Consider the following 25,024-nt stretch of genomic DNA (forward strand, 5'->3'; position numbering starts at 1 on the left):
TACTTCGACCGTCTTGGCGTACCCCGACTCTCATGACCTCAACTGCTCGAACCGCCCGGTGCGGACCCGCATGCCGGGTGGTGTGGGAGGGGATCGGTCAGACTCTCTGACCGCCCCTATCCCGATCCGTCGTTTTCGTCTGTTTTTTTGCGTGCCGGATCATACCGTCCGGTCGTGCTATTTCATCCGTCCGCCGCGATTTGCTGTCAGAGTATCGTCAGCCGCGCGCGTCATCATCGGTGTGGAGGCTGTTCGTCGCGAGTGCGCGGCGGAGGCGGGCGCCGAAGGCGCGTGCAGGCCGACCAGACAAAAAGGACGGAGACATTCATGGCAGCAGACCTTGGCGTGGGCGCGCTGATCGCGCCCGAAAACGGCTTGTCGTACGTGCGCGGCACGACCGACGTGCCGCTCTCCGAAGCGACGATCGGCCGGTTCCTGCTCGACACGGCCGGGCGCTTTCCCGATCGTCCGGCCGTCGTGTTCCGCGAGCAGCAGGTGCGCTGGACCTGGCGCGAGTTCGCGAACGAGGTCGACGTGCTGGCCGCGGGCCTCGCCTCGCTCGGCATCGTGAAGGGCGATCGCGTCGGCATCTGGTCGCCGAACCGCAGCGAATGGCTGCTCACGCAGTTCGCCACCGCGCGGATCGGTGCGGTGCTCGTCAACATCAATCCGGCCTACCGGCTGTCCGAGCTCGAATACGCGCTGAACAAGGTCGGCTGCAAGGCCGTGATCGCCGCCGAGCGCTTCAAGACGTCCGCGTACGTCGAGATGCTGCAGACCATCGCGCCGGAGCTCGCGACCGCGACGCCGGGCGACCTGCATGCGGCGCGCGTGCCGAGCCTGCGCACGGTCGTGTCGATGGGCGACGTCGCGCCCGCCGGCATGTTCCGCTTCGCCGACCTGATGGCGCGCGGCCGCCAGGCCGTCGATCCCGCATTGCTCGATGCGATCGGCGCGACGCTCGCGGCCAACGAGCCGATCAACATCCAGTTCACCAGCGGCACGACGGGCAGCCCGAAGGGCGCGACGCTCACGCACCGCAACGTCGTCAACAACGGGCGCTCGATCGCGACGGCGATGCGTTTCACCGAGCAGGACACGCTGTGCATCCCGGTGCCGCTGTATCACTGCTTCGGGATGGTGCTGGCCGTGCTCGCGTGCGTGTCGAAGGGCGCGGCGATGGTGTTCCCCGGCGAAGCGTTCGACCCGGTCGCGACGCTCGCGGCGGTGGCCGACGAGCGCTGCACCGCGCTGCACGGCGTACCGACGATGTTCATCGCCGAACTCGATCACCCCGAGTTCGCGAAGTTCGACCTGTCGACGCTGCGCACCGGGATCATGGCCGGCTCGCCGTGCCCGATCGAGACGATGAAGCGCGTCGTGTCGCAGATGCACCTGTCTGAGATCACGATCGCGTATGGGATGACGGAAACGAGCCCGGTGTCGTTCCAGAGTTCGACCGACGATCCGCTGGAAAAGCGCACGACGACGGTGGGCCGCATCCAGCCGCATCTCGAAGTGAAGATCGTCGATCCGAGCGGCGCCATCGTGCCGGTCGGCACGACGGGCGAGCTGTGCACGAAGGGCTATTCGGTGATGCTCGGCTACTGGGACGACGACGCGAAGACGCGCGAGGTGCTGGTGGACGGGTGGATGCATACGGGCGACCTTGCGACGCTCGATGCGGACGGATACTGCAACATCGTCGGCCGGCTGAAGGACATGGTGATTCGCAGCGGCGAGAACGTCTATCCGCGCGAGATCGAGGAATTCCTGTTTCGGCATCCGAAGATCCAGAGCGCGCAGGTATTCGGCGTGCCCGATGCGAAGTACGGCGAGGAGCTGTGCGCGTGGATCGTGCTGCGCGCGGACGAGCAGATGACCGAGGACGACGTGCGTGCGTTCTGCAACGGGCAGATCGCGCACTACAAGATCCCGCGCTACATCCGCTTCGTCGACGAGCTGCCGATGACGGTGACGGGCAAGGTGCAGAAGTTCGTGATGCGCGACCGGATGATCGAGGAACTGAAGCTCGACGTGCAGAAGACCGCATAGCGCGGCATGAAGGCGGGAAAAACGCGGCGGCCTGCGGGCCGTTGCACTTTCGATGGACGAAAAAAAGCGGGCTTATTAGCCCGCTAAAAACCACACGCTACGGGGTTAGCGCGAGGAGACCAAAGATGAAACCGAGTCCGGCGGGGGGCCGGAAACGACTCCAACAGGGATGCCCCTCGGAAGGGCTTCGGTACGTGACCGACTGGCTCGCAGCGCTTCGCGTCCGCTCACACTTGGCACACGAGACCGCATCCGTGTTGAAACCGTTGAGGCCATTGTGGGCGAATTAATGACCCCTCGCGGTAACAAAGTGTTTCAGGTTGTAACGCCCGCCAGATAAGGCTTTCCGGGATTTTTTGCTGTTTTTGAAGGGTCGAAAAAGGTCATTTTTACCCATATTTTCCGCAGTGTTTTCAGCGCATGCGCACGATGCGTTTTTCATGCATATCAGGCTCGACGAATTGCCGATTCGCACGCGGGAAAATGCGCCTTTCGGCCGATACCGCGCATGACGATTCATTCGTCAGAAAGATTTTGAAACGTGATTGGGATGCGCGGAAGTCGGCCGTTCGGCCAATTCGGTGGCTTCGGGGCGATTTTCGGGCGTCGGCACGCTGCACCGAAGTGTAACGGCGGCGATTGGGCCACCGCCGCGCAGCGACTTTTGCGGGCGGCGGATGCAGGGTCGATGCCCGCTATCGGCCGCCGTGCACGAGCCTGCTTACTTCAGCCATTTATCCGAAATCGCCTGGTATTCGCCGGTCGACAGCGCGAGGTGCAGCCACTGATCGACGTATTGCTGGAACGCGACGTCGCCGCGCGGCACCATGTATGCCTTCTCGCCGAACTGGAACGGCTTGTCCGGATGCACCGAGCACAGGCCCGGATTCAGCTTTTGCTGCAGCAGCGTCTCGGACGCATCCGTCACCATCACGTCCGCCTTGCCGGCGAGGATCTGCTTGAAGATCGTTACGTTGTCCGGATAGACGGTGAGGTTCGCGTGCGTGAAATACTGCTTCGCGAAACGCTCGTTGGTGCCGCCCGGGTTCACGATCACGCGCGTTTCCGGCCGGTCGATCTGCGCGACGGTCTGGTATTTGTCGGCGTCCGCGCAGCGCACGATCGGCGTCTTGCCGTCGACCACATAAGGCTGCGTGAAGAACACGCGCTTCTGGCGCTCGAGCGTCGTCGACACGCCGCCCACCGCGATGTCGCATTTCGCGACGAAATCGCCGGTCAGGTTCGGCCAGCTCGTCTTCACGTAGTCGGTCTTCACGCCGAGCGACTTCGCGAGCGATTCGGCCATGTCGATGTCGATGCCCTCGAAGTGGCCGTCCGCGCGGTAGTACGAATACGGCTTGTAGTCGCCGGTCGTGCACACGCGCAGCGTGCCGCGCGAGAGCACGTCGTCGAGCCGCGAGCCGGCGCCCGGTGCGGCAGCAGCGGCGCCCGCGCCGGTCTGCGCGTGCGCGGCGGCGCAGCAAAGCAACGTGGCGGCGGCGAGCGTGGCGAGTGTCTTCATTGGTCTCCTCCTTCGTTTCGTTCGATATGAGCGTCCGATCATAACGGAGCCATCGCGCGCGTCATATGGCCGCCATCGCGTCGGCATGCGCAGCCTGAGGGCGGCTGTCCGGTAAAATGCCGCTTTGCTCTCGCATCGTCGCTCCTACCGTGGCCCATACCCTGCTCAACGACACCTTCCTGCGTGCGCTTCTGCGCGAGCCGACCGACTACACGCCGATCTGGCTGATGCGCCAGGCCGGCCGCTACCTGCCCGAATACAACGCGACGCGCGCGCGCGCCGGCAGCTTCCTCGGTCTCGCGAAGAATCCCGACTACGCGACCGAAGTGACGCTGCAGCCGCTCGAGCGCTTCCCGCTCGACGCCGCGATCCTGTTCTCGGACATCCTGACGATTCCGGACGCGATGGGGCTCGGCCTCGACTTCCAGGTCGGCGAGGGGCCGAAGTTCGCGCATCCGGTGCGCACCGAGGCCGACGTCGCGAAGCTCGCGGTGCCGGACATCGAGGCAACGCTCGGCTACGTGACGGGCGCCGTGCGCGAGATCCGTCGCGCGCTCACCGACGGCCAGGGCCGCCAGCGCGTGCCGCTGATCGGTTTTTCGGGCAGCCCGTGGACGCTCGCGTGCTACATGGTCGAAGGCGGCGGGTCGGACGATTTCCGCACGGTGAAGTCGATGGCGTATTCGCGCCCCGACCTGATGCACCGGATCCTCGACGTGAACGCGCAGGCGGTGGCCGCGTACCTGAACGCGCAGATCGAAGCGGGCGCGCAGGCCGTGATGATCTTCGATACGTGGGGTGGCGCGCTGGCGGACGGCGCGTACCAGCGCTTCTCGCTGGACTACATCCGCCGCGTGGTCTCGCAGCTCAAACGCGAGCACGACGGCGAGCGCGTGCCGGTGATCACGTTCACGAAGGGTGGCGGGCTGTGGCTCGAGGAGATCGCGGCGACCGGCGTCGACGCGGTCGGGCTCGACTGGACGGTCAACCTCGGCAAGGCGCGCGAGCGCGTCGCGGGCAAGGTGGCGCTGCAGGGCAACCTCGACCCGACGATCCTGTTTGCGCCGCCGGCCGCGGTGCGCGAGCAGGCGCGCGCGGTGCTCGACAGCTATGGCAACCATCCGGGCCACGTATTCAACCTCGGGCACGGCATTTCGCAATTCACGTCGCCCGATCACGTCGCCGAACTCGTCGACGAAGTGCATCGCCACAGCCGCGCGATCCGTAGCGGAGCCGCCGGCTGAACGCAAGCGCTGTCATGCTGCACTGCGGCGTGACGGCGTTTCGCTACCGGCACTAAACAGGGCGCAACCCTCCACCGGTTGCCGATTCAGTGCTTGTCAAGACTTGACTTATACACATTTTCCACGTTGCAGCGCGGTAGAGCCCTGTATCGGTCAATTTGTCTCGCTATGGTTCGGTAATTTGAATAGCAGCCTTATGGCATAAGGCTCCGCGGGGCACCGCAACACGCGGCGAAAATCAGCGCAAAGCGCGGCCCCGCGCGCGTTGCGGCCAGTGAGCGGCGAGTTCTCAACAAAGTTATCCACAGGCTGGGCAGGGTATACGGCGATTCCTAATGCGAATCCAAAACTTAGCGCCGAATCTGAAGTTTTACTTTAAGTTCGCTGCCCCGATGCGGGCGCGGATGTCGGCCGCCCATGCCCATGCGGCGCATGCCGCCGCCGGAGCGCGGGGATGAGCGGTACCTATTTGCGCGTCGCGCTCGACCATCCGCTCGCCACCCTGTTCGACTACCGCTGCGACGCGCAACCGGCGCCCGGGCCCGGCACGCTCGTGCAGGTGCCGTTCGGCAAGCGGCAGGCCGTCGGGCTCGTCTGCGAAGTGACGACTCACACCGACGTGCCGCCGTCGCGGCTGCGCGCGATCGACGCGATCTGCACCGACCTGCCGCCGTTGTCGCCGGACTGGCTCGCGCTCGTATCGTTCGCCGCGGATTACTACCAGCGCGGGCGTGGCGAGGTCGCGCTGCCGGCGTTGCCGCAGGCGCTGCGCGATGCCGGGCGCTGGGGGCGGCTGCTCGCGCCCGAGGTGCGTTACCGGCCGACGGAAGCCGGCCGCGCGGCGCTGCCCGATGCGTTACCCGCGCGCGGGGCCGCGCTGCGGCGGCTCGCGCAGGCGCTGGTCGACACCGGCTCGCTGGCGCTGCCCGAGGCGCGTGCGCTGCACCCGAAGGCGGCGGCCACGCTCGACGATTGGGCGGCGCGCGGCTGGGTCGATGTCGAGGAGATCGGCTGGGCCGATGCGCCTGTGCCCAAAGCTGTGGATAACCTGTTGGCAGCCGGTGGACGGACTGTGCCGCCGGCGCTCACGGACCAGCAGGCCGAGGCGCTCGACGCGATTCGCGCCGCGCAGGGCTTCGCGCCGTTCCTGCTGCATGGCGTGACCGGCAGCGGCAAGACCGAGGTCTATCTGCATGCGCTCGCGTCGCTGCTCGACGCGCGGCCGGATGCGCAGGCGCTCGTGCTCGTCCCTGAAATCAACCTGACGCCGCAATTCGAGGCCGCGTTTCGCGCGCGCTTCGCGGGTGCGCTCGCCGACGACGCGATCGTCACGCTGCACAGCGGGCTCGCCGAGGGCGAGCGTGCGCGCAACTGGCTCGCCGCGCACACGGGCCGCGCGCGGATCGTGCTCGGCACGCGCCTCGCGGTGCTCGCGTCGATGCCGACGCTCGCGCTGATCGTCGTCGACGAGGAGCACGAGCCCGCGTACAAGCAGCAGGAAGGGCTGCGCTATTCGGCGCGCGACCTCGCCGTGTGGCGCGCGAAGCAGCTCGGCATCACGGTCGTGCTCGGCTCGGCGACGCCGTCGCTCGAAAGCTGGTGGCAGGCCGAGCAGGGCCGCTACACGCGGCTCACGCTGTCGCGCCGCGCGGTGGCCGACGCGACGCTGCCGACCGTACGGCTGATCGACCTCGAAGAGGAGCGGCGGCGCGGGCGCGCGTCGATGGGCGGGCTGTCGGGGCCGCTCGTCGCGGCGCTGAAGGCGCGGCTCGAGCGCGGCGAACAGAGCCTCGTGTTCCTGAACCGGCGTGGCTACGCGCCGCAGCTTGCGTGCGACGCTTGCGGCTGGGTCGCTGGCTGCCCGCGCTGCAGCGCGTACGTCGTGCTGCACAAGCCCGAGCACGCGCTGCGCTGCCATCACTGCGGCTGGGAAGCGCGCATTCCGCGGTCGTGTCCCGAGTGCGGGAACGTCGACATCGCGCCGCTCGGGCGCGGCACGCAACGCATCGAGGAGGCGCTCGCCGAAGCCGTGCCGGGCGCGCGCGTGCTGCGGATCGACGCGGACAGCACGCGCCGCAAGGGCAGCGCGCAGGCGCTCTTTTCCGATGTGCATGCGGGCGAGGTGGACATCCTCGTCGGCACGCAGATGATCGCGAAGGGGCACGACTTCCAGCGCGTGTCGCTCGTCGGCGTGCTCAATGCGGATACCGCGCTGTTCTCGCATGACTTCCGCGCGAGCGAACGGCTGTTCGCGCAGCTGATGCAGGTGAGCGGCCGTGCGGGGCGCGCCGGGCTGCCGGGCGAAGTGCTCGTGCAGACGCGTTACCCGCGTCATGCGCTGTACCACGCGCTCGGGCGGCAGGATTACGTCGGCTTCGCGAATTCGACACTCGGCGAGCGCCGCGACGCGCACCTGCCGCCGTTCGTCTACCAGGCGCTGCTGCGCGCCGAAGGGCGCACGCTGGACGCGGCGCTCGCGTTCCTCCTTCAAGCCGCTGCCGCGTTGCCGGGGCTGCCGGGGGCCGATCGCGTGACCGTCTACGACGCGGTGCCGATGACGATCGTCAAGGTCGCGAACGTGCATCGCGCGCAGTTGCTGCTCGAAAGCGCATCGCGGGCGGCGCTGCAGCATGCGCTGCGCGCATGGCAGCCCGAGCTGCGCGCGCTGAAGGGCGTGCTGCGGTGGAGCGTCGAGGTCGATCCGCTGGACATCTGAGCGGCGCGGCATGCGGCGGTCGCGTTGCGTGCCGCTGCGTTGCACCCCCCGGCCACCGGGCCGGGTACCCCCGAACCGTCGCTTGCCGTCCGGCCGCGCCCGGGCGCCTCGCCTCCCGCCGCACCCAGTGCAACCCGTTTTCGTCCGCCGCGGCACGCGCGGAAGGTTGCGCACGCATGTCAAACCGGCCCGATCAGGGAAAACACCGATCCTCCGACCACGGGCAACTCCTAGGTTGCAACCGCATAAGTGGCTGATTATATTGAGTAACCTATGGGTGCAACCTGTCTTGTAATTTGGTTGCACCTTTTTATTGCGTGCCGTAGGATTTCGCGCATCCTCTCACACCACATTGCCGGGCTCGCACCGGCGCACGAACCCACCATGGCAAGCACGACTCTCGGCGTCAAAGTCGACGACCTTCTCCGCTCGCGCCTCAAGGACGCCGCCGCGCGTCTCGAGCGTACTCCCCACTGGCTGATCAAGCAGGCGATCTTCGCGTATCTCGAGCGGATCGAGCACGGCCAGTTGCCGCCCGAGCTGTCGGGCCACAGCGGCGTCACGGAGCTCGCCGACGGTCAGTCCGCGGACGGCGACGACGACAACTCGCCGCATCCGTTCCTCGAGTTCGCGCAGAACGTGCAACCGCAATCGGTGCTGCGCGCGGCGATCACGGCGGCGTACCGCCGCCCCGAGCCGGAATGCGTGCCGTTCCTGCTCGGCCAGGCGCGTCTGCCCGCGAACCTGCAGGCGGACGTGCAGGCGCTCGCGACGAAGCTCGTCGAGGCGCTGCGCGAGAAGAGCTCGGGCGGTGGCGTCGAAGGGCTGATCCACGAGTTCTCGCTGTCGAGCCAGGAAGGCGTCGCGCTGATGTGCCTCGCCGAAGCGCTGCTGCGCATTCCCGATCGCGCGACGCGCGATGCGCTGATCCGCGACAAGATCAGCAAGGGCGACTGGCGCTCGCACGTCGGCCACGCGCCGTCGCTGTTCGTGAACGCGGCGACCTGGGGGCTGATGATCACCGGCAAGCTCGTGACGACCAACAGCGAAGCCGGGCTGTCGTCGGCGCTGACGCGCCTGATCGGCCGCGGCGGCGAGCCGCTGATCCGCAAGGGCGTCGACATGGCGATGCGCCTGATGGGCGAGCAGTTCGTCACCGGCGAGACGATTTCCGAAGCCCTGGCGAACAGCCGCAAGTACGAAGCGCGCGGCTTCCGTTACTCGTACGACATGCTCGGCGAAGCGGCGACGACCGAAGAGGACGCGCAGCGCTACTACGCGTCGTACGAACAGGCGATCCACGCGATCGGCAAGGCGGCCGGCGGCCGCGGCATCTACGAAGGCCCGGGCATCTCGATCAAGCTGTCGGCGCTGCATGCGCGCTACTCACGCTCGCAGCAGGACCGCACGATGAGCGAGCTGCTGCCGCGCGTGCGCGCGCTCGCGCTGCTCGCACGCCGCTACGACATCGGCCTGAACATCGATGCTGAAGAGGCCGACCGCCTCGAACTGTCGCTCGACCTGCTCGAGGCGCTGTGCTTCGATCCGGACCTCGCGGGCTGGAACGGCATCGGCTTCGTGGTGCAGGGCTACCAGAAGCGCTGTCCGTTCGTGATCGACTACCTGATCGATCTCGCGCGCCGCAGCCGTCACCGCCTGATGATCCGCCTCGTGAAGGGCGCGTACTGGGATACCGAGATCAAGCGTGCGCAGGTCGACGGCCTCGAAGGCTATCCGGTCTACACGCGCAAGATCTACACGGACGTGTCGTACCTCGCGTGCGCGAAGAAGCTGCTCGCGGCGCCGGATGCCGTGTACCCGCAGTTCGCGACGCACAACGCGTACACGCTGGCCGCGATCTACCAGCTCGCGGGCCAGAACTACTACCCGGGCCAGTACGAATTCCAGTGCCTGCACGGGATGGGCGAGCCGCTGTACGAGGAAGTCACCGGCCGCGACAAGCTGAACCGTCCGTGCCGCGTGTACGCGCCGGTCGGCACGCACGAGACGCTGCTCGCGTACCTGGTGCGCCGCCTGCTCGAGAACGGCGCGAACACGTCGTTCGTGAACCGCATCGCGGATAAAACCGTGTCGGTGAAGGAGCTGGTTGCCGATCCGGTCGACGAGGCATCGAAGGTCGTGCCGCTCGGCGCGCCGCACGCGAAGATCCCGCTGCCGCGCAACCTGTACGGCGACGAGCGTCCCAACTCGATGGGCCTCGACCTGTCGAACGAACACCGCCTCGCGTCGCTGTCGTCCGCGCTGCTCGCGAGTGCGCATTTCCCGTGGCGCGCGGCGCCGATGCTCGCCGACGACACGCTCGCCGACGCACCGGCCCGCGATGTGCGCAACCCGGCCGACCAGCGCGACCTGGTCGGCACGGTCAGCGAAGCGACGGCCGAACACGTGAGCGCGGCGCTCGCGCACGCGGTGGCCGCCGCGCCGATCTGGCAGGCGACGCCGGTCGATGCGCGTGCCGATTGCCTGGTGCGCGCGGCCGACCTGCTCGAAGCGCAGATGCACACGCTGATGGGCCTGATCGTGCGCGAAGCCGGCAAATCGCTGCCGAACGCGATCGCCGAGATCCGCGAAGCGGTCGACTTCCTGCGCTACTACGCCGCACAGATCCGCGACGAATTCTCGAACGACACGCACCGCCCGCTGGGCCCCGTGGTCTGTATCAGCCCGTGGAACTTCCCGCTCGCGATCTTCATGGGCCAGGTCGCCGCGGCACTCGCCGCCGGCAACACGGTGCTCGCGAAGCCGGCCGAACAGACGCCGCTGATCGCCGCCCAGGCCGTGCGCCTGCTGCGCGAGGCCGGCGTGCCGGCCGGTGCGGTGCAACTGCTGCCGGGCACCGGCGAGACCGTCGGCGCGGCGCTGGTGGCCGACGCGCGTACGCGTGCGGTGATGTTCACCGGCTCGACGGAAGTGGCGCGCCTGATCAACAAGACGCTGTCCGCGCGCCTCGACCCGGACGGCAAGCCGATTCCGCTGATCGCCGAAACGGGCGGCCAGAACGCGATGATCGTCGACTCGTCGGCGCTCGCGGAGCAGGTCGTCGCGGACGTGATGCAGTCGTCGTTCGACTCGGCCGGTCAACGGTGTTCGGCGCTGCGCGTTCTGTGTCTGCAGGACGACGTTGCGGACCGCACGCTGACGATGCTCAAGGGCGCGATGCACGAACTGGCGCTCGGCAACCCGGACCGGCTGTCGACCGACGTCGGCCCGGTGATCGACGCCGAAGCGAAGCAGACGATCGACACGCACGTCGCGGCGATGAAGGACAAGGGCCACGGCGTCACGCAGCTGCCGATGCCCGACGCGTGCGCGCACGGCACGTTCGTGCCGCCGACGCTGATCGAGATCGGCAGCATCGACGAGCTGAAGCGCGAAGTGTTCGGCCCCGTGCTGCACGTGGTGCGTTACCGCCGCAGCCAGCTCGACAAGCTGCTGGAACAGATCCGCGCGACCGGCTACGGCCTGACGCTCGGCATCCACACGCGGATCGACGAGACGATCGCGCACGTGATCTCGAATGCGCACGTCGGCAACATCTACGTGAACCGCAACGTGATCGGCGCGGTGGTCGGCGTGCAGCCGTTCGGCGGCGAAGGGCTGTCGGGCACCGGCCCGAAGGCCGGCGGCGCACTGTACCTGCAGCGCCTGCTCGCGACGCGTCCGTCGGGCCTGCCGCGTTCACTCGCGCAGACGCTGATCGCGGACGGCGCGGTGGAAGGCGACGCACGCGGCAACCCGGCGGCGGCGCTCACGACGCTGCGCGACTGGCTGATCGAGCAGCGCGAGCCGGCGCTGGCCGCGCGTTGCGACGGCTATCTGGCCCAGGTGCCGGCCGGTGCGACCGCGGTGCTGACCGGTCCGACGGGCGAGCGAAACACGTATACACTCGGCCCGCGCGGCACGGTGTTGTGTGTCGCGGCGACGCCGGGCGGCGCGCGCGCGCAGTTCGCGGCGGTGCTGGCGACCGGTAACCGCGCGCTGTTCGCGGGTGCGGCAGGCGAGGCGCTGGTGGCCGCGCTGCCGGCATCGCTGAAGGCGCATGCGACCGTGCGCAAGCAGGCCGACGCGCCGTTCGACGCGGTGCTGTTCGAAGGCGACAGCGACGAACTGCAGACGCTCGTGAAGGACGTCGCGCAGCGGCCGGGCCCGATCGTGTCGGTGCAGGGCGTGTCGGTGGGCGCGTTCGAGAACGGCGATGCGGAAGATTACGCGCTGGAACGGCTGCTGACGGAGCGCTCGGTGAGCGTGAACACGGCCGCGGCGGGCGGCAATGCGAATTTGATGACGATCGGCTGATCATCCTTGCCGTTCGGATCAAACAAAGGAAGCGGCCAGGCGATCCCGAAGCCGCTCCATTTACCCTGGTACCAAGGAGATGCTATGCAACACACGATGAAAAAAGTGGCAGGCGCGACGTTCGTCGCGGTCATGTCGCTGGCGGGGACGGCCCATGCGGATGACGTGAAGATTGGTTACGCAGGGCCGATGACGGGCGCGCAGGCGCACTACGGCAAGGATATGCAGAACGGGATCGCGCTGGCGATCGAGGATTTCAACGCGACGAGCCCGAAGATCGGCGGCAAGCCGGTGAAGTTCGTGCTCGACACGCAGGACGACCAGGCTGACCCGCGCACCGGCACGACGGTCGCGCAGAAGCTCGTCGACGACGGCATCAAGGGCATGCTCGGCCACTTCAACTCGGGCACGACGATTCCGGCTTCGCGCATCTACGCGAACGCGGGCATTCCGCAGATCGCGATGGCGACCGCACCGGAATACACGCAGCAGGGCTACAAGACGACCTTCCGCATGATGACGTCCGACACGCAGCAGGGCTCGGTGGCCGGCACGTTCGCGTCGAAGGATCTCGGCATGAAGAAGATCGCGATCGTCGACGACCGCACGGCCTACGGCCAGGGTCTCGCCGACCAGTTCGAGAAGGCCGCGAAGGCAGGCGGCGCATCGATCGTCGACCGTGAATTCACGAACGACAAGGCTGTCGACTTCAAGGCAATCCTGACCAAGCTGAAGGCGGCGAAGCCGGATCTCGTCTACTACGGCGGCGCGGATTCGCAGGCGGCACCGATGGTCAAGCAGATGAAGGCGCTCGGCATCACCGCCCCGCTGATGAGCGGCGAAATGGTGAAGACGCCGACGTTCCTGAAGATCGCGGGCAACGCGGCCGACGGCACGATCGCTTCGCTGGCCGGTCTCCCGCTGGAAGAAATGCCGGGCGGCAAGACGTACGCCGACAAGTACAAGAAGCGCTTCGGCGAAGACGTGCAGACGTACTCGCCGTACGCGTACGACGGTGCGATGGCGCTGTTCAACGCGATGAAGAAGGCCGATTCGACCGATCCGGCGAAGTACCTGCCGCTGCTCGCGAAGACCGACATGGCCGGCGTGACGTCGACGCACGTCGCGTATGACGCGAAGGGCGACCTGAAGAACGGCGGCATCACGATGTACAAGGTCGAGAAGGGCGAGTGGAAGCCGCTGAAGAGCATTGGCGGGAAGTAAGCAGCCTGTGATGTGACGAACGGGCGGCGGCGGACGTCGCCGCCCGGCCGATCAGGAAAAAGCCACCGGGCCGTCGGGCCGGGTGGCTTTTTCTTTTGCCGCGGTCGCACAAGCGGCTATTCGCGACGCACGCGCAGCAGGAACTTCTGCAGCTTGCCCGTCGGCGTGCGCGGTAGCGCCTGCGCGAACGTGAATTCGCGCGGAATCTTGTACGCAGCCAGCCGCTCGCCGCAGAACGCGCGCAGTGCATCCGCGTCGGGTACGGTGCCCGCGCGCAGCACCACGTGCGCAACCACCGTCTCGCCCCAGTCGGGATGCGGGACGCCGACGACGGCCGCCTCGGCGATGTCCGGGTGCGCGCCGAGCACGTCCTCCACTTCCTTCGAATAGACGTTCTCGCCGCCCGTCACGATCATGTCCTTCAGCCGGTCGACGATGAACAGGTAGCCATCCTGATCGATCCGCGCGATGTCGCCGGTGCGATACCAGCCGTCCGGCGCGAACGCGGCGCGCGTCGCGGCCGCATCGTCGAGATAGCCGAGCATCATGCTGTCGGTCTTCAGCCAGATCTCGCCGGTCTCGCCCGGCTGCGCGTCGATGCCGTCCATCCGCACGACGCGCAGGTCGACGCCCGGGGCGCCGGTGCGGCCGATCGAACCGGCCTTCGCGAGCTGCTCGTCCGGATACAGCGTCGTGCCGGCCGGGCCTGCCTCGGTCATGCCGTACACCTGGAAGAACGCATCGCTGCGATACGCGCGTGCGAGACGTTCGGCTTGCGCGGGGCCGATCGGGCCGCCGCCGTACAGCCAGGCGCGCACGCTCGACAGGTCGAACGCCGCGAAGCCGTCGACCGTGTCGAGCGGTAGCAGGTACGACACCGGCGCGCCGAAATACAGCGTCACGCGCTCGCGCTCGACGGTCTGCAGGAATCGCAGCGGATGGTATTCGCGCAGCAGCACGACGGTGCCGCCCGCGTAAAGCGTGCCGCCGAACCAGTTGTTGAGCGGCGACGAATGCCAGATCGGCATCGCCATCAGCGTGCGCTCGTGGCGGCCGATGCCGGTTGCGAGCGCCGCCTGCATCGCCGCGAGCGTCACGGTGCGGTGGCTGTGCACGCAGCCTTTCGGGTAACCGGTCGTGCCGGACGTATAGAGGATCTGCGCGATGTCGCCGTCGGCCGGCTCGATGCCCGCGAGGCCTTCCATCGTCGCGCACAGCGTGTCGAAGCACGGCACGTCGTCGAGCTCGCCTTCGGTCACGAGCCGCCGCGCGGGATGCACGAGGCGTTCGACCACCGGCGCGAGCGCCACGTCGAACAGCAGCGCCTTGCTGTGGCTGTGTTCGAGCACGTAGTCGACTTCCGGCGCCTGCAGCTTGTGGTTGACCGGCACGAACGTCGCGCCGAGCCGCCACGCGCCGAACATCAGGTCGACGAACGCCGGCGTGTTGAAGCACATCGCGGCGACACGGTCGCCGGCCGCGACGCCGAGCGCGCTCAGCACGGCTGCCGCGCGGTGCGAGCGCTCGCGCGCGGCGGCATAGGTGATCGTCGCGGATTCGCTGACGAGGAACGGCTGGTCGGGCGTCGCACGGGCGGCGCGGTCGAGGGCGGCGACGAGGTTCATCGGGACTCCGGGCGGGCGATCGAAGGCGAACTGGGTCGTACCAAGTTGTCCGAAAAGGCATCAGGCCGGGTACGCGCGCTGCAGCAGCGCGGCGACGTCGATCGAATGCGGGTCGAAGCCGCCCGCGATGCGGCCCCAGTCGGGCGCGGCAAGCCGCGTCGCGACGAATGCGTCGGCAACGGCCGCCGGCGCATCGCGGCGCAGCAGGCACGCCTGCGCGACCACCGCGAGCCGCTGCGCGAACACGCGGCCCGACGCCTCGAGCGTGTCGGCCGGCGCCGCGAGCATCGCGCGCAGCGCATCGAGCGCCGCGCGGATGCGCGGTTCGCCCGCGCCGAGGTCGGCGAGTTCGGCGAACAGCGCGGCGGCCGCGTCGGGCTCGCGCGATATCGCGCGCAGCACGTCGAGGCACATCACGTTGCCCGAGCCTTCCCAGATCGAGTTGACGGGCGCCTCGCGGAACAACCGCGCGATCGGGCCGTCGTCGACGTAGCCGTTGCCGCCGAACACTTCCATCACCTCGCCGGTCAGCTCGACCGCGCGCTTGCACACCCAGAATTTCGCGGCGGGCGTGACGATCCGCTTCCACGCGCGTTCGCGCGGCGAGTCGTCGCGCTCGAACGCGTCGGCGAGACGCATCGACAGCGACAGCGCGGCTTCGCTTTCGAGCGCGAGATCGGCGAGCACGGTACGCATCAGCGGCTGCTCGGCGAGTGCGCGGCCGAACGCATGGCGCTGGCGCGTGTAAGCGATCGCCTGCACGACGCCCTGGCGCAGCATCGCCGCGCTGCCGAGCACGCAGTTCAGCCGCGTGGTGGTGGCCATCTCGATGATGGTCGGGATGCCGCGGCCTTCGTCGCCGAGCATGATGCCCCACGCGTCGTTCAGCTCGATCTCGCTGCTCGAGTTGCTGCGGTTGCCGACCTTGTCCTTCAGCCGCTGGATCTCGACCGCGTTCTTCGTGCCGTCCGGCCGCCAGCGCGGCACGTAGAAGCACGACGGGCTGCCGGCTTCGGTGCGTGCGACGACGAGGTGGGCATCGCACATCGGCGCGGAGAAAAACCACTTGTGGCCGCGCAGCCGGTATTCGCCGCCGCGTCCGCCCGCGCCGACCGCGGTCGCGAGCGTCGTGTTCGCGCGCACGTCGGAGCCGCCCTGTTTCTCGGTCATGCCCATGCCGAACCAGATCGAGCGCTTGTCGGCGACCGGCACGTCGCGCGGATCGTAGTCGTTGCTGTAGAGCTTGTCGCGCAGCAGGTCCCACAGCGCGGGCTCCTTCTGCAGCACGGGAATCGCGGCCTGCGTCATCGTCGCCGGGCACAGCGTGCCGGCCTCGATCTGGCCATGCAGGTAGAAGCCGGCGGCGGTCGCGGCCCAGCGGCCGCGGCGCGTGTCGCGGAAGGCGAGCGACACGAAGCCTTCGTGGCGGTACTGGCCGAGCAGCGTGTGCCAGGCCGGGTGGAAGTCGACGCGGTCGATGCGCCGGCCGCGCCGGTCGAAGGTGTGCAGTTCCGGTGTGTGGTGGTTCGCATCGTCGGCGAGCCGAGCGGTGTCGGCGCTGCCGAGCCGCGCGCCGTACGCGTCGAGCTGCGGCACGGCCCAGTCGGCGCCCGCGCGGGTGAGCGCGTCGCGCAGCGCGATGTCCGTCGCGAAGAGGTTATAGTCGACCAGTTCGTCGAACTGGTTCGTGACGGCGTGAGTCGAGTCGGTCATCGAGGTGGTCTCCGGTCTCATGCTTCGCGGGCGGCCGGCGTCATGCCGCACGGATGACGCGTCGGCGCCGGCTCCGGCCCCCGGTAAAACGCATTCCCTGCTGATTTCCAGAGTAGCAAATATGCCGCCGCGACATGTTCAGGTTCCGGCGCCGCCCGGCCAGCCGGCGGCGCAACCCGCGCCCGCCTTGCGTCGCCGGCCGCGCCAGTCGCGCGCGCAGGCGAGTTCCGACGCGCTGCAGCAGGCGTTCGTTCAGCTTTTGCTCGAACGCGGCTACGCGAAGGCGACGATTCGCGAGATCGCGGCGGTCGCGGGCGTCAGCATCGGCACCTTCTACGAATATTTCGGCGACAAGCAGAGCCTCGCGGCGCTCTGCATCCACCGGCACGTGCTGGCGTTGGCCGACCGGCTGCGCGACGCCATCGCGCAGCTGCGCGGCGCGCCACGGGCCGAACTGGCCGCCGCGCTCGTCGACCTGCAGGTCGAGGCGATCGGCGCCGACGCGGCGCTGTGGGGCGCGCTCTTCGCGCTGGAGCGGCAGGTGTCGCCGCTCACCGCCTACCGCCGGCATTACGACGCGTATGTCGCACTGTGGCGCGACGCGCTCGCGCACGCGGCCGACCCGCCACCCGCCGCGCGGCTCGACGGGCTCGCGCGGATGGCGCACACGATCTGCTACGGCGGGCTTTCGCAGGCGTTGCTGACGCTCGGGCCCGCGTTCGACATCGCCGCGCTGCGCGACGAACTGCGGGCGGTGCTGCTCGCCTATCTTGCGGCGGCCGGCCGGTAGCATTCCTCGGGCCTGTTCACGCTAATAACGGGCTTGCGAACGTGCCTTGCCGGTCGTAACTCAAGAAGAGGAGCGCCGTTTGGCCGAGCCAAACGCCCCGAAGGAAGTCCCCTTGGGGGACAAGCGACGATCGACGCCGCAGTGCGGCCGGCAAGGCGCGTTCCCCTGTTCGGGAAAATTCATTCGTGGGGCTGGCCACCAGAAGGGCCGATCGCCGCGTCATGCTCCTCGCGAATACGTCGAGTATTCGCTTCGTCGCAATCCTTGCGCTCGGCCCTTCTGGTGGCCAGCGCAAGCCCGTTATTAGCGTGAACAGGCCCTAGGGGAAATGCCTGATTCGCATGTCGCCCCGACAGGCTAGCCTTGCCGCTGCGCACCCCTCCCCACGAGCCATGAGAAAAATGCATGGCCGCCATGACGAACTTTCGATTGTCCACCGATATTGGCTCGGGCTAAATCGTGCGACAGATGCAGGCCGTGCGCGTCGCGCGCGGCCGCCCGAAGGACATCAGAAGGAGGAGTCATGCGAAGCGCGACCGCGCCCCGTTCGAAACTGCCCGACGTCGGGACGACGATCTTCACGGTGATCGGCCAACTGGCTGCCCGGCACGATGCGTTGAACCTGTCGCAGGGGGCGCCGAATTTCGCGCCCGATCCGGCGCTCGTCGAAGGCGTTGCGCGTGCGATGCGCGACGGCCACAACCAGTACGCGCCGATGGCCGGCGTCATGGCGCTGCGCGAGCGGCTCGCCGAGAAGACCGAGGCGCTGTACGGCGCGCACTACGACCCGGCCACGGAAATCACGGTGATCGCGAGCGCGAGCGAAGGGCTCTACGCGGCGATCAGCGCGCTCGTGCATCCGGGCGACGAGGTGATCTACTTCGAGCCGTCGTTCGACAGCTATGCGCCGATCGTGCGGCTGCAGGGCGCGACGCCGGTGGCGATCAAGCTGTCGCCCGAGCATTTCCGCGTGAACTGGGACGAAGTCGCCGCGGCGATCAACCCGCGCACGCGGATGATCATCGTGAACACGCCGCACAACCCGACCGCGACCGTGTTCTCCGCTGACGATCTCGAACGGCTCGCGCAGCTCACGCGCGATACCGGCATCGTGATCCTGTCCGACGAAGTGTATGAGCACGTCGTGTTCGACGGCGCGCAGCACCAGAGCATGGCGCGCCATCGCGAGCTGGCCGAGCGCAGCGTGATCGTGTCGTCGTTCGGCAAGTCGTTCCACGTGACGGGCTGGCGGGTCGGCCATTGCCTCGCGCCGGCCGAGCTGATGGACGAGATCCGCAAGGTGCACCAGTTCATGGTGTTCGCGGCCGACACGCCGATGCAGGTCGCATTCGCGGAGATCCTCGCGCGGCCGGACAGCTATCTCGGCCTGTCGGCGTTCTACCAGGCCAAGCGCGACCTGCTCGCGCGCGAGCTGGCCGATTCGCGTTTCGAGCTGCTGCCGAGCGAAGGCTCGTTCTTCATGCTCGCGCGCTTCCGGCACTTCTCGGACGAAAGCGACAGCGATTTCGTGCTGCGCCTGATCCGCGACGCGCGCGTCGCGACGATTCCGCTGTCGGCGTTCTATACCGACGGCACCGACGCCGGCGTGATCCGGCTCAGTTTTTCGAAGGACGACGCGACGCTGGTCGAAGGCGCGCGGCGGCTGCGTTCGCTGTAAGGCCCGTACGTAAACCGGCGACGGGAGCGTCGCACCGACCAGACACAGGAGATCACGATGAAGCACACGGCCACCCTGAAACTCGCGTTCGCACTCGCGTGCGCAATCGGCTCCGGCGCAGCGCTCGCCGAGGCGCAGACGCTGCGCTTCGGCCTCGAGGCGCAATACCCGCCGTTCGAATCGAAAGCGCCGAACGGCGACCTGCAAGGCTTCGACGTCGACGTCGGCAATGCGGTGTGCCAGACGGCGAAGCTGTCGTGCAAATGGGTCGAGACGTCGTTCGACGGCCTGATTCCCGCGCTGCAGGGCCGCAAGTTCGACGCGATCAACTCGGCGATGAACGCGACCGAGCAGCGGCGCCAGGCGATCGACTTCACGACGATCATCTATCGCGTGCCGACCCAGCTGATCGCACGCACCGGCAGCGGCCTGCTGCCGACGCCGGAATCGCTGAAAGGCAAGCGTGTCGGCGTGCTGCAGGCGTCGATCCAGGAAACCTTCGCGAAGGCGCACTGGGAGCCGGCCGGCGTCGCGGTCGTCGCGTACCAGGACCAGAACCAGGCATACGCGGACCTCGTGTCCGGCCGTCTCGACGCGACGCTCGTGCTCGCACCGTCCGGCCAGCGCGGCTTCCTGTCGCGTCCGGACGGCAAGGGCTTCTCGTTCGTCGGCCAGCCCGTGCACGACGACAAGATCCTCGGCAGCGGCATCGCATTCGGGCTGCGAAAAGGCGACAGCGCGCTGAAGGCGAAACTCGATGCGGCGATCGACAAGCTGAAGGCGGACGGCACGGTGAAGTCGCTCGGCCTGAAGTATTTCGGCGATATCGACATCTCGGCGAAGTAAGCGGAGCCGCGCGCGATGCAGAACCGGCACACGGCCGCCGCGGGTGGCGAACAGGGCGGCGCATCGCTGTCGGGTGATGCGGTCGAAGCCCTGCTCGTCGCCGAACTGGGCGATGCGCTCGTGACCCGCTCGGCCGACATCGATCCGCGTTACTTCACCGCGTACAACGAGCCGGCCGGCGCGCGGCCGCGTGCACTGGTGCGCCCGCGCAGCATCGACGACGTGTCGCGCACGCTCGCGTTGTGCACGCGTCTGGGCCAGCCAGTCGTGCCGCAGGGCGGCCTGACGGGGCTCGCGCGCGGCGCGGTCGCGCTGGGCGGCGAGGCGGTGCTGTCGATGGAGCGCTTCGCGGGCATCGAGGCGCTCGACGCGGCGGCCGGCACGATGACCGTGCGCGCCGGGACGCCGCTGCAGACGGTGCAGGAAGCCGCGGAAGCGGCGGGTTTCACGTTCGGCGTCGATCTCGGCGCACGCGGCTCATGCCAGATCGGCGGCATGCTCGCGACCAACGCGGGCGGCACGCGCGCGATCCGCTACGGGATGATGCGCGAGCAGGTGCTCGGGCTCGAGGCGGTGCTCGCGGACGGCACGGTCGTGTCGTCGATGAACCGGATGCTGAAGAACAATGCGGGCTACGACCTCAAGCAGCTGTTCATCGGCAGCGAGGGGACGCTCGGCGTCGTCACGCGCGCGGTGCTGCGGCTGCATCCGCTGCTGGCCGCGCCGGCCACGGCGCTCTGCCGCGTGCGCGACTACGACGCGGTGGTCGCGCTGTGGAACCGCGTGCGCACGCTGCCGGAGGTCGTCAGCTTCGAGGCGATGTGGCCGGCGTTCTACGACTACGTCGCGCGTCATACGCCGGGTGTTTCGGCGCCGTTTGTCGGCGACGCTGGCTTCGCGGTGCTGATCGAATGCGCGACGAGCGCGCCGGGCGGCGACGCGCATCATGCGCTGGAAACCGGTCTCGCGGCGGGGTTCGACGCAGGGCTCGTGGAAGATGCGGTGCTCGCGACGTCGGAGCGGCAGGCGCGCGACCTGTGGACGCTGCGTGAAGGACTCGCGATCGACGCGCTGCCGCATCTCGTCAACTTCGACGTGAGCCTGCCGACGGGCGAACTCGGCGCGTTCGCCGAGCGCTGCGAGGCGGCGCTGCGGGCGCGCTGGCCGGACGCCACGTGCCTGTTCTTCGGCCACGTCGGCGACGGCAACGTGCATATCGGCGTGTCGCTGGCCGGGATGACCGACACGGACCTCGATGCGCTCGATCACTGCGTGTACGCGGTGGTGCGGGACATGGGCGGCTCGGTGTCGGCCGAGCACGGGATCGGCGTGCTCAAGCGCGCTTATCTCGCGCATACGCGCAGCGACGCGGAAATCGGATTGATGCGAAGACTGAAGGCCGCGCTGGATCCGTGCGGCATCCTGAATCCCGGCAAAGTGCTTTAACGAGACCGATCGCCGTTGTTCGTGCGAATCGGCCTGCGCGATCCGTCAACCATCCACCCAGCGCAGCGCACCGATCTTCAGGTGTTCGACGACGCTGCGCGCCCAGTCGAGTTCGGCATTGAGCAGCACGAGCGCATGCTCGTTCTGCAGCAGGAACAGGCGCGGTACCTGATCGGCCTGCGCGGTGGCGCGCAGCGTTTCGAGGCGCTCGCGCTCGGCGTCGAGCCGCGTGATTCGAAGCTCCAGCTGGTGGCGTGCATCTTCGGCGTCGAGCAGCGGCAGGAACGCGAGACCGGCGCCGAACGCCGGGAATTCACGCGCGGGCTCCGCGAGCAGCGTGTGCAGCCACGCCTGCCCGGCCGTGTGCCCGGCCTCGGTCAGCGCATACAGCGTGCGCTCCGGAAACGCGCCGTCGCGCTCGGTGTCGTGCACGGCGATCAGCCCGTCGCGCAGCAGCCGGTCGATCGTCTGGTAGAGGCTCGTGCGCTGGCGCACGTTGACGACTTCGTCGTACCCGCGAGCCTTCAGTTGCTGCAGCATCCCGTACGGATGCATCGGCGTTTCGGTGAGCGTCGCGAGGACGGCCAGCGCAAGCGGAGACGGGCGACTGGTGGACATGAATAGTTATTCAATATCTAGTAAGAATATAACTATTCTCATCCAGACTATCATATTTCACAAGGGTTTCAGCCGAGGTGCGAGCGCTTCGCGGCCGGCGCAACGGTTTCCATCGTCGCGAGACCGTGCACGATGCCGCAATCCTCGACCGAATGTTCGCCGACGCACTGGCGGCGCAATTCGGTGAGCTGGTCGCGCAGGTGCGTGAGTTCCGCGAGGCGCGCATCGACGTGCCCGATGTGCTCGTCGAGCAGCGAATTGATCGAATCGCAGGGGTCGGCCGGCGTGTCGGTGAGCTGGAGCAGCGCGCGGATTTCGTCGTGCGCCATGTCGAGCGCGCGGCAGTTGCGGATGAAGCGCAGCCGCTCGACGTGCACGTCGGTGTAGTTGCGGTAGTTCGAGTCGGTGCGCTCCGCATCCGGCATCAGACCCTCTTTCTCATAGAAACGGATCGTCTCGGGTGTGCAGCGGGCCGCTTTGGCCAGTTCGCCGATCTTCATACCTTTCTCCCGTGCAAGGGTTGACCTTGTAGTGGCTTCAGGGTGTTAACTCTACACCGTTAGCCATTGAGGAGGTTGTCATGACCGACGCCCAGCGTACCCACGACCCACGACACCGTCATGCCGGCGGCGCCGCCCCGTGCTGCGCCGACGCGCACGATACGGATACGGCGACCGTTGCCGATGCGGCGCCGTCGGCCGGCGAGCACGCGCACGGCGAGGTCGCTGCAGCGCGCGGCGCGCAGTCGCGTGCCAACAGCCACGATCATGAACATGATCACGGGCACGCGGGTCGTGAAGAGGGTCACGTCCATGGCGCCGGTTGCAGCCACGGCAGCGGCAGGGAACACGACCACGACCAGGGTCATGAGCATGCACACGAGCACGGCGACGGGCATGTCCATGGCGCCGCCCGTGCACACGGCAGCGCCGCGCACGACCATGCCGGTCACGACCACGACCACGACCACGACCACGACCACGACCACGACCACGACCACGACCACGCGGCAGGCGATTGCTGCGCGCCTGCCGCGCTGACGCTCGCGCCGCTGCCGGTTGCGCAGGCGACCGCGTCGGGTCACGTGCGCTCCGCATTCCGGATCATGCAGATGGACTGCCCGACCGAGGAAACGCTGATCCGCAAGAAGCTCGGCGCGATGAGCGAAGTGTCGGCGCTCGAATTCAACCTGATGCAGCGGATGCTGACGGTCGAGCACGTGCCGGACGCCCAGCCGGCGATCGAAGGCGCGATCCGCTCGCTCGGGATGACGCCCGAGGCGGCAGCGCCCGGCGCGCCGGCCGCGCGCGTCGCTGACGCGCCCGCGAAGCCGTGGTGGCCGCTGGCACTGGCCGGTGTCGCCGCGATCGCGTCCGAAGGCGCGACCTGGGCGGGCCTGCCCGTGTGGCTGTCGGCGGCGCTTGCGCTCGCGGCGGTGCTCGCGTGCGGGCTCACCACGTACAAGAAGGGCTGGATCGCGATCCGCAACGGCAACCTGAACATCAACGCGTTGATGAGCATCGCGGTGACGGGGGCGATGGCGATCGGCCAGTGGCCGGAAGCTGCGATGGTGATGGTGCTGTTCACGATTGCCGAGCTGATCGAAGCGAAGTCGCTGGACCGGGCGCGCAATGCGATCCAGGGGCTGATGCAGCTCGCGCCGGACACCGCGACCGTGCAGGGCGCCGATGGGTCGTGGCGCACGATCGAGGCTGCGCAGGTGGCGCTCGGTGCGGTCGTGCGCGTGAAGCCGGGCGAGCGGATCGGGCTGGACGGCGAAGTCGTCGCGGGCCGCTCGACGGTGAACCAGGCGCCGATCACCGGCGAGAGCCTGCCCGTCGAAAAGACGACCGGCGACGCCGTGTACGCGGGCACGATCAACGAATCGGGCTCGTTCGACTATCGCGTGACGGCCGTCGCGGCCAACTCGACGCTCGCGCGGATCATCCACGCGGTCGAAGAAGCGCAAGGCGCGAAGGCGCCGACGCAGCGCTTCGTCGACCAGTTCGCACGCGTCTACACGCCGATCGTGTTCGCGGTCGCGCTGCTGGTCGCGGTGGCGCCGCCGCTCTTGATGGGCGGTGTGTGGCACGACTGGATCTACCGCGCGCTGGTGCTGCTCGTGATCGCGTGCCCGTGCGCACTGGTGATCTCGACGCCGGTGACGATCGTGTCGGGGCTCGCGGCAGCCGCACGACGCGGGATTCTCGTGAAGGGCGGCGTGTACCTGGAAGAAGGGCGCAAGCTCGCTTGGCTCGCGCTCGACAAGACCGGCACGATCACGCACGGCAAGCCGGTGCAGACCGACTTCGACCTGCACGCGACCGACGCCGATGACGCACGTGTGCGGCACCTCGGCGCGAGCCTCGCAGCGCGCTCCGATCACCCGGTGTCGCAGGCGATCGCAACGGCTGCCCGCGATGCCGGTACGACGGCATTCGCCGATGTACAGGACTTCGAAGCGATCGTCGGGCGCGGCGTGCGCGGCACGATCGACGGCACGCGCTACTGGCTCGGCAACCACCGGCTCGTCGAGGAGCTCGAGCGCTGCTCGACGGCCCTCGAAGCGAAGCTCGATGCGCTCGAGCGGCAGGGCAAGAGCGTCGTGGTGCTGGTCGACGCAGCGCGCGTGCTCGGGATCTTCGCGGTGGCCGACACGATCAAGGACACGAGCCGTGAAGCGATCGCCGATCTGCATGCGCTCGGCATCCGCACCGCGATGCTGACCGGCGACAACCCGCATACCGCGCAGGCGATCGCGCAGCAGGCCGGCATCGACGACGCACGTGGCAACCAGTTGCCGGAAGACAAGCTCGCGGCAGTCGAGGAGCTGTCGGCCGGCGGCGCGGGTGCGGTCGGGATGGTCGGCGACGGGATCAACGACGCACCGGCGCTCGCGCGCGCCGACATCGGTTTCGCGATGGGCGCGATGGGCACCGACACGGCGATCGAGACGGCCGACGTCGCGCTGATGGACGACGACCTGCGCAAGATTCCCGCGTTCGTGCGGCTGTCGCGTGCGACGCATCGCGTACTGGTGCAGAACATCGGCTTCGCGCTCGGCGTGAAGATCGTGTTCCTCGGCCTCACGGTCGCGGGGCTCGGCACGATGTGGATGGCGGTCTTCGCCGACGCGGGCGCAAGCCTGATCGTCGTGGCCAACGGTTTGCGGCTGCTGTCGTCCTCGGGGGCGTTCGGCGGCGCGCGGGCCAGGCGTTGAGGAGCAGGCG

Annotated in this window: 17 protein-coding genes; 10 read left to right on the forward strand and 7 right to left on the reverse strand. The window is 68.3% G+C overall.

Annotation, left to right across the window (positions count from 1 at the left end):
• Positions 1 to 327: 327 nt before the first annotated feature.
• Positions 328 to 2,055 (forward strand): AMP-binding protein, encoded by a 1,728-nt coding sequence (locus CFB82_RS00595; protein ID WP_089483184.1) that lies wholly within the window; start codon positions 328 to 330, stop codon positions 2,053 to 2,055.
• Between the two features lie 721 nt (positions 2,056 to 2,776).
• Here CFB82_RS00595 and CFB82_RS00610 read toward each other — a convergent pair.
• Positions 2,777 to 3,577, reverse strand: coding sequence for a transporter substrate-binding domain-containing protein (locus tag CFB82_RS00610; RefSeq protein WP_089483186.1), 801 nt, complete (start codon positions 3,575 to 3,577; stop codon positions 2,777 to 2,779).
• Between the two features lie 149 nt (positions 3,578 to 3,726).
• Here CFB82_RS00610 and hemE point away from each other — a divergent pair, with 149 nt between their 5' ends.
• From hemE to CFB82_RS00635, 4 genes are all read left to right on the forward strand, one after another.
• A complete protein-coding gene (gene hemE, locus CFB82_RS00615; protein ID WP_256990264.1) occupies positions 3,727 to 4,821 on the forward strand; it encodes a uroporphyrinogen decarboxylase in 1,095 nt (364 codons plus the stop codon).
• Between the two features lie 454 nt (positions 4,822 to 5,275).
• The gene (locus CFB82_RS00620) at positions 5,276 to 7,537 is read left to right on the forward strand and encodes a primosomal protein N' (protein WP_089483188.1); all 2,262 of its coding nucleotides are present in this window, start codon (positions 5,276 to 5,278) and stop codon (positions 7,535 to 7,537) included.
• A 384-nt stretch (positions 7,538 to 7,921) separates the two neighbouring features.
• On the forward strand, positions 7,922 to 11,854 hold the full coding sequence (gene putA / locus CFB82_RS00630; protein WP_089483190.1) for a trifunctional transcriptional regulator/proline dehydrogenase/L-glutamate gamma-semialdehyde dehydrogenase: 3,933 nt from the start codon (positions 7,922 to 7,924) through the stop codon (positions 11,852 to 11,854).
• Positions 11,855 to 11,938: 84 nt separating this feature from the next.
• Positions 11,939 to 13,078, forward strand: coding sequence for a branched-chain amino acid ABC transporter substrate-binding protein (locus tag CFB82_RS00635; protein ID WP_089483191.1), 1,140 nt, complete (start codon positions 11,939 to 11,941; stop codon positions 13,076 to 13,078).
• 116 nt (positions 13,079 to 13,194) lie between these two features.
• Here the strand turns inward: CFB82_RS00635 and CFB82_RS00640 are convergent, their stop codons facing one another.
• Together CFB82_RS00640 and CFB82_RS00645 are read right to left on the reverse strand one after the other, a co-directional pair.
• The gene (locus CFB82_RS00640) at positions 13,195 to 14,703 is read right to left on the reverse strand and encodes a class I adenylate-forming enzyme family protein (protein WP_089483192.1); all 1,509 of its coding nucleotides are present in this window, start codon (positions 14,701 to 14,703) and stop codon (positions 13,195 to 13,197) included.
• A gap of 60 nt (positions 14,704 to 14,763) precedes the next feature.
• A complete protein-coding gene (locus CFB82_RS00645; protein WP_089483193.1) occupies positions 14,764 to 16,416 on the reverse strand; it encodes an acyl-CoA dehydrogenase family protein in 1,653 nt (550 codons plus the stop codon).
• 121 nt (positions 16,417 to 16,537) lie between these two features.
• Here CFB82_RS00645 and CFB82_RS00650 point away from each other — a divergent pair, with 121 nt between their 5' ends.
• Entirely contained in the window at positions 16,538 to 17,206 is a 669-nt protein-coding gene (locus CFB82_RS00650) for a TetR/AcrR family transcriptional regulator (protein ID WP_089483194.1), read from the forward strand.
• A gap of 179 nt (positions 17,207 to 17,385) precedes the next feature.
• On the opposite strand, the gene CFB82_RS00655 is transcribed toward CFB82_RS00650, so the two are convergent.
• The gene (locus CFB82_RS00655) at positions 17,386 to 17,643 is read right to left on the reverse strand and encodes a hypothetical protein (RefSeq protein WP_143750858.1); all 258 of its coding nucleotides are present in this window, start codon (positions 17,641 to 17,643) and stop codon (positions 17,386 to 17,388) included.
• A gap of 86 nt (positions 17,644 to 17,729) precedes the next feature.
• Between CFB82_RS00655 and CFB82_RS00660 the strand changes: the two genes are divergently transcribed.
• From CFB82_RS00660 to CFB82_RS00670, 3 genes are read left to right on the forward strand one after another with little or no spacing between them, the layout of a single operon-like run.
• Positions 17,730 to 18,884 (forward strand): pyridoxal phosphate-dependent aminotransferase, encoded by a 1,155-nt coding sequence (locus tag CFB82_RS00660; protein WP_069246787.1) that lies wholly within the window; start codon positions 17,730 to 17,732, stop codon positions 18,882 to 18,884.
• A gap of 57 nt (positions 18,885 to 18,941) precedes the next feature.
• Complete coding sequence (locus CFB82_RS00665) at positions 18,942 to 19,730, forward strand: ABC transporter substrate-binding protein (RefSeq protein ID WP_089483196.1); 789 nt, start codon at positions 18,942 to 18,944, stop codon at positions 19,728 to 19,730.
• 15 nt (positions 19,731 to 19,745) lie between these two features.
• Positions 19,746 to 21,176: an FAD-binding oxidoreductase gene (locus CFB82_RS00670; protein ID WP_069246789.1), complete on the forward strand. Its 1,431-nt coding sequence runs from the start codon at positions 19,746 to 19,748 to the stop codon at positions 21,174 to 21,176.
• A 45-nt stretch (positions 21,177 to 21,221) separates the two neighbouring features.
• Here the strand turns inward: CFB82_RS00670 and CFB82_RS00675 are convergent, their stop codons facing one another.
• The 3 genes from CFB82_RS00675 to CFB82_RS43855 form a co-directional block, all read right to left on the reverse strand.
• The gene (locus CFB82_RS00675; protein ID WP_069246790.1) at positions 21,222 to 21,794 is read right to left on the reverse strand and encodes a PadR family transcriptional regulator; all 573 of its coding nucleotides are present in this window, start codon (positions 21,792 to 21,794) and stop codon (positions 21,222 to 21,224) included.
• A gap of 68 nt (positions 21,795 to 21,862) precedes the next feature.
• Complete coding sequence (cadR, locus tag CFB82_RS00680) at positions 21,863 to 22,294, reverse strand: Cd(II)/Pb(II)-responsive transcriptional regulator (RefSeq protein WP_011350541.1); 432 nt, start codon at positions 22,292 to 22,294, stop codon at positions 21,863 to 21,865.
• 59 nt (positions 22,295 to 22,353) lie between these two features.
• On the reverse strand, positions 22,354 to 22,878 hold the full coding sequence (locus CFB82_RS43855) for a hypothetical protein (protein ID WP_256990265.1): 525 nt from the start codon (positions 22,876 to 22,878) through the stop codon (positions 22,354 to 22,356).
• A gap of 27 nt (positions 22,879 to 22,905) precedes the next feature.
• Between CFB82_RS43855 and CFB82_RS00685 the strand changes: the two genes are divergently transcribed.
• Complete coding sequence (locus tag CFB82_RS00685) at positions 22,906 to 25,014, forward strand: heavy metal translocating P-type ATPase (RefSeq protein WP_231937736.1); 2,109 nt, start codon at positions 22,906 to 22,908, stop codon at positions 25,012 to 25,014.
• Positions 25,015 to 25,024: the final 10 nt, after the last annotated feature.

Origin of the sequence: Burkholderia sp. HI2714 (genome assembly GCF_002223085.1) — a bacterium.
Classification (GTDB): Bacteria; Pseudomonadota; Gammaproteobacteria; order Burkholderiales; family Burkholderiaceae; genus Burkholderia; species Burkholderia lata_D.

Bases quoted from the DNA above. Each gene is read 5' to 3' on its own strand.
- CFB82_RS00595 (WP_089483184.1), top strand. From the start codon at position 328: ATGGCAGCAGACCTTGGCGTGGGCGCGCTGATCGCGCCCGAAAACGGC.
- CFB82_RS00610 (WP_089483186.1), bottom strand. From the start codon at position 3,577: ATGAAGACACTCGCCACGCTCGCCGCCGCCACGTTGCTTTGCTGCGCC.
- CFB82_RS00620 (WP_089483188.1), top strand. From the start codon at position 5,276: ATGAGCGGTACCTATTTGCGCGTCGCGCTCGACCATCCGCTCGCCACC.
- putA (WP_089483190.1), top strand. From the start codon at position 7,922: ATGGCAAGCACGACTCTCGGCGTCAAAGTCGACGACCTTCTCCGCTCG.
- CFB82_RS00635 (WP_089483191.1), top strand. From the start codon at position 11,939: ATGCAACACACGATGAAAAAAGTGGCAGGCGCGACGTTCGTCGCGGTC.
- CFB82_RS00640 (WP_089483192.1), bottom strand. From the start codon at position 14,703: ATGAACCTCGTCGCCGCCCTCGACCGCGCCGCCCGTGCGACGCCCGAC.
- CFB82_RS00645 (WP_089483193.1), bottom strand. From the start codon at position 16,416: ATGACCGACTCGACTCACGCCGTCACGAACCAGTTCGACGAACTGGTC.
- CFB82_RS00650 (WP_089483194.1), top strand. From the start codon at position 16,538: ATGCCGCCGCGACATGTTCAGGTTCCGGCGCCGCCCGGCCAGCCGGCG.
- CFB82_RS00660 (WP_069246787.1), top strand. From the start codon at position 17,730: ATGCGAAGCGCGACCGCGCCCCGTTCGAAACTGCCCGACGTCGGGACG.
- CFB82_RS00665 (WP_089483196.1), top strand. From the start codon at position 18,942: ATGAAGCACACGGCCACCCTGAAACTCGCGTTCGCACTCGCGTGCGCA.
- CFB82_RS00670 (WP_069246789.1), top strand. From the start codon at position 19,746: ATGCAGAACCGGCACACGGCCGCCGCGGGTGGCGAACAGGGCGGCGCA.
- CFB82_RS00675 (WP_069246790.1), bottom strand. From the start codon at position 21,794: ATGTCCACCAGTCGCCCGTCTCCGCTTGCGCTGGCCGTCCTCGCGACG.
- cadR (WP_011350541.1), bottom strand. From the start codon at position 22,294: ATGAAGATCGGCGAACTGGCCAAAGCGGCCCGCTGCACACCCGAGACG.
- CFB82_RS00685 (WP_231937736.1), top strand. From the start codon at position 22,906: ATGGACTGCCCGACCGAGGAAACGCTGATCCGCAAGAAGCTCGGCGCG.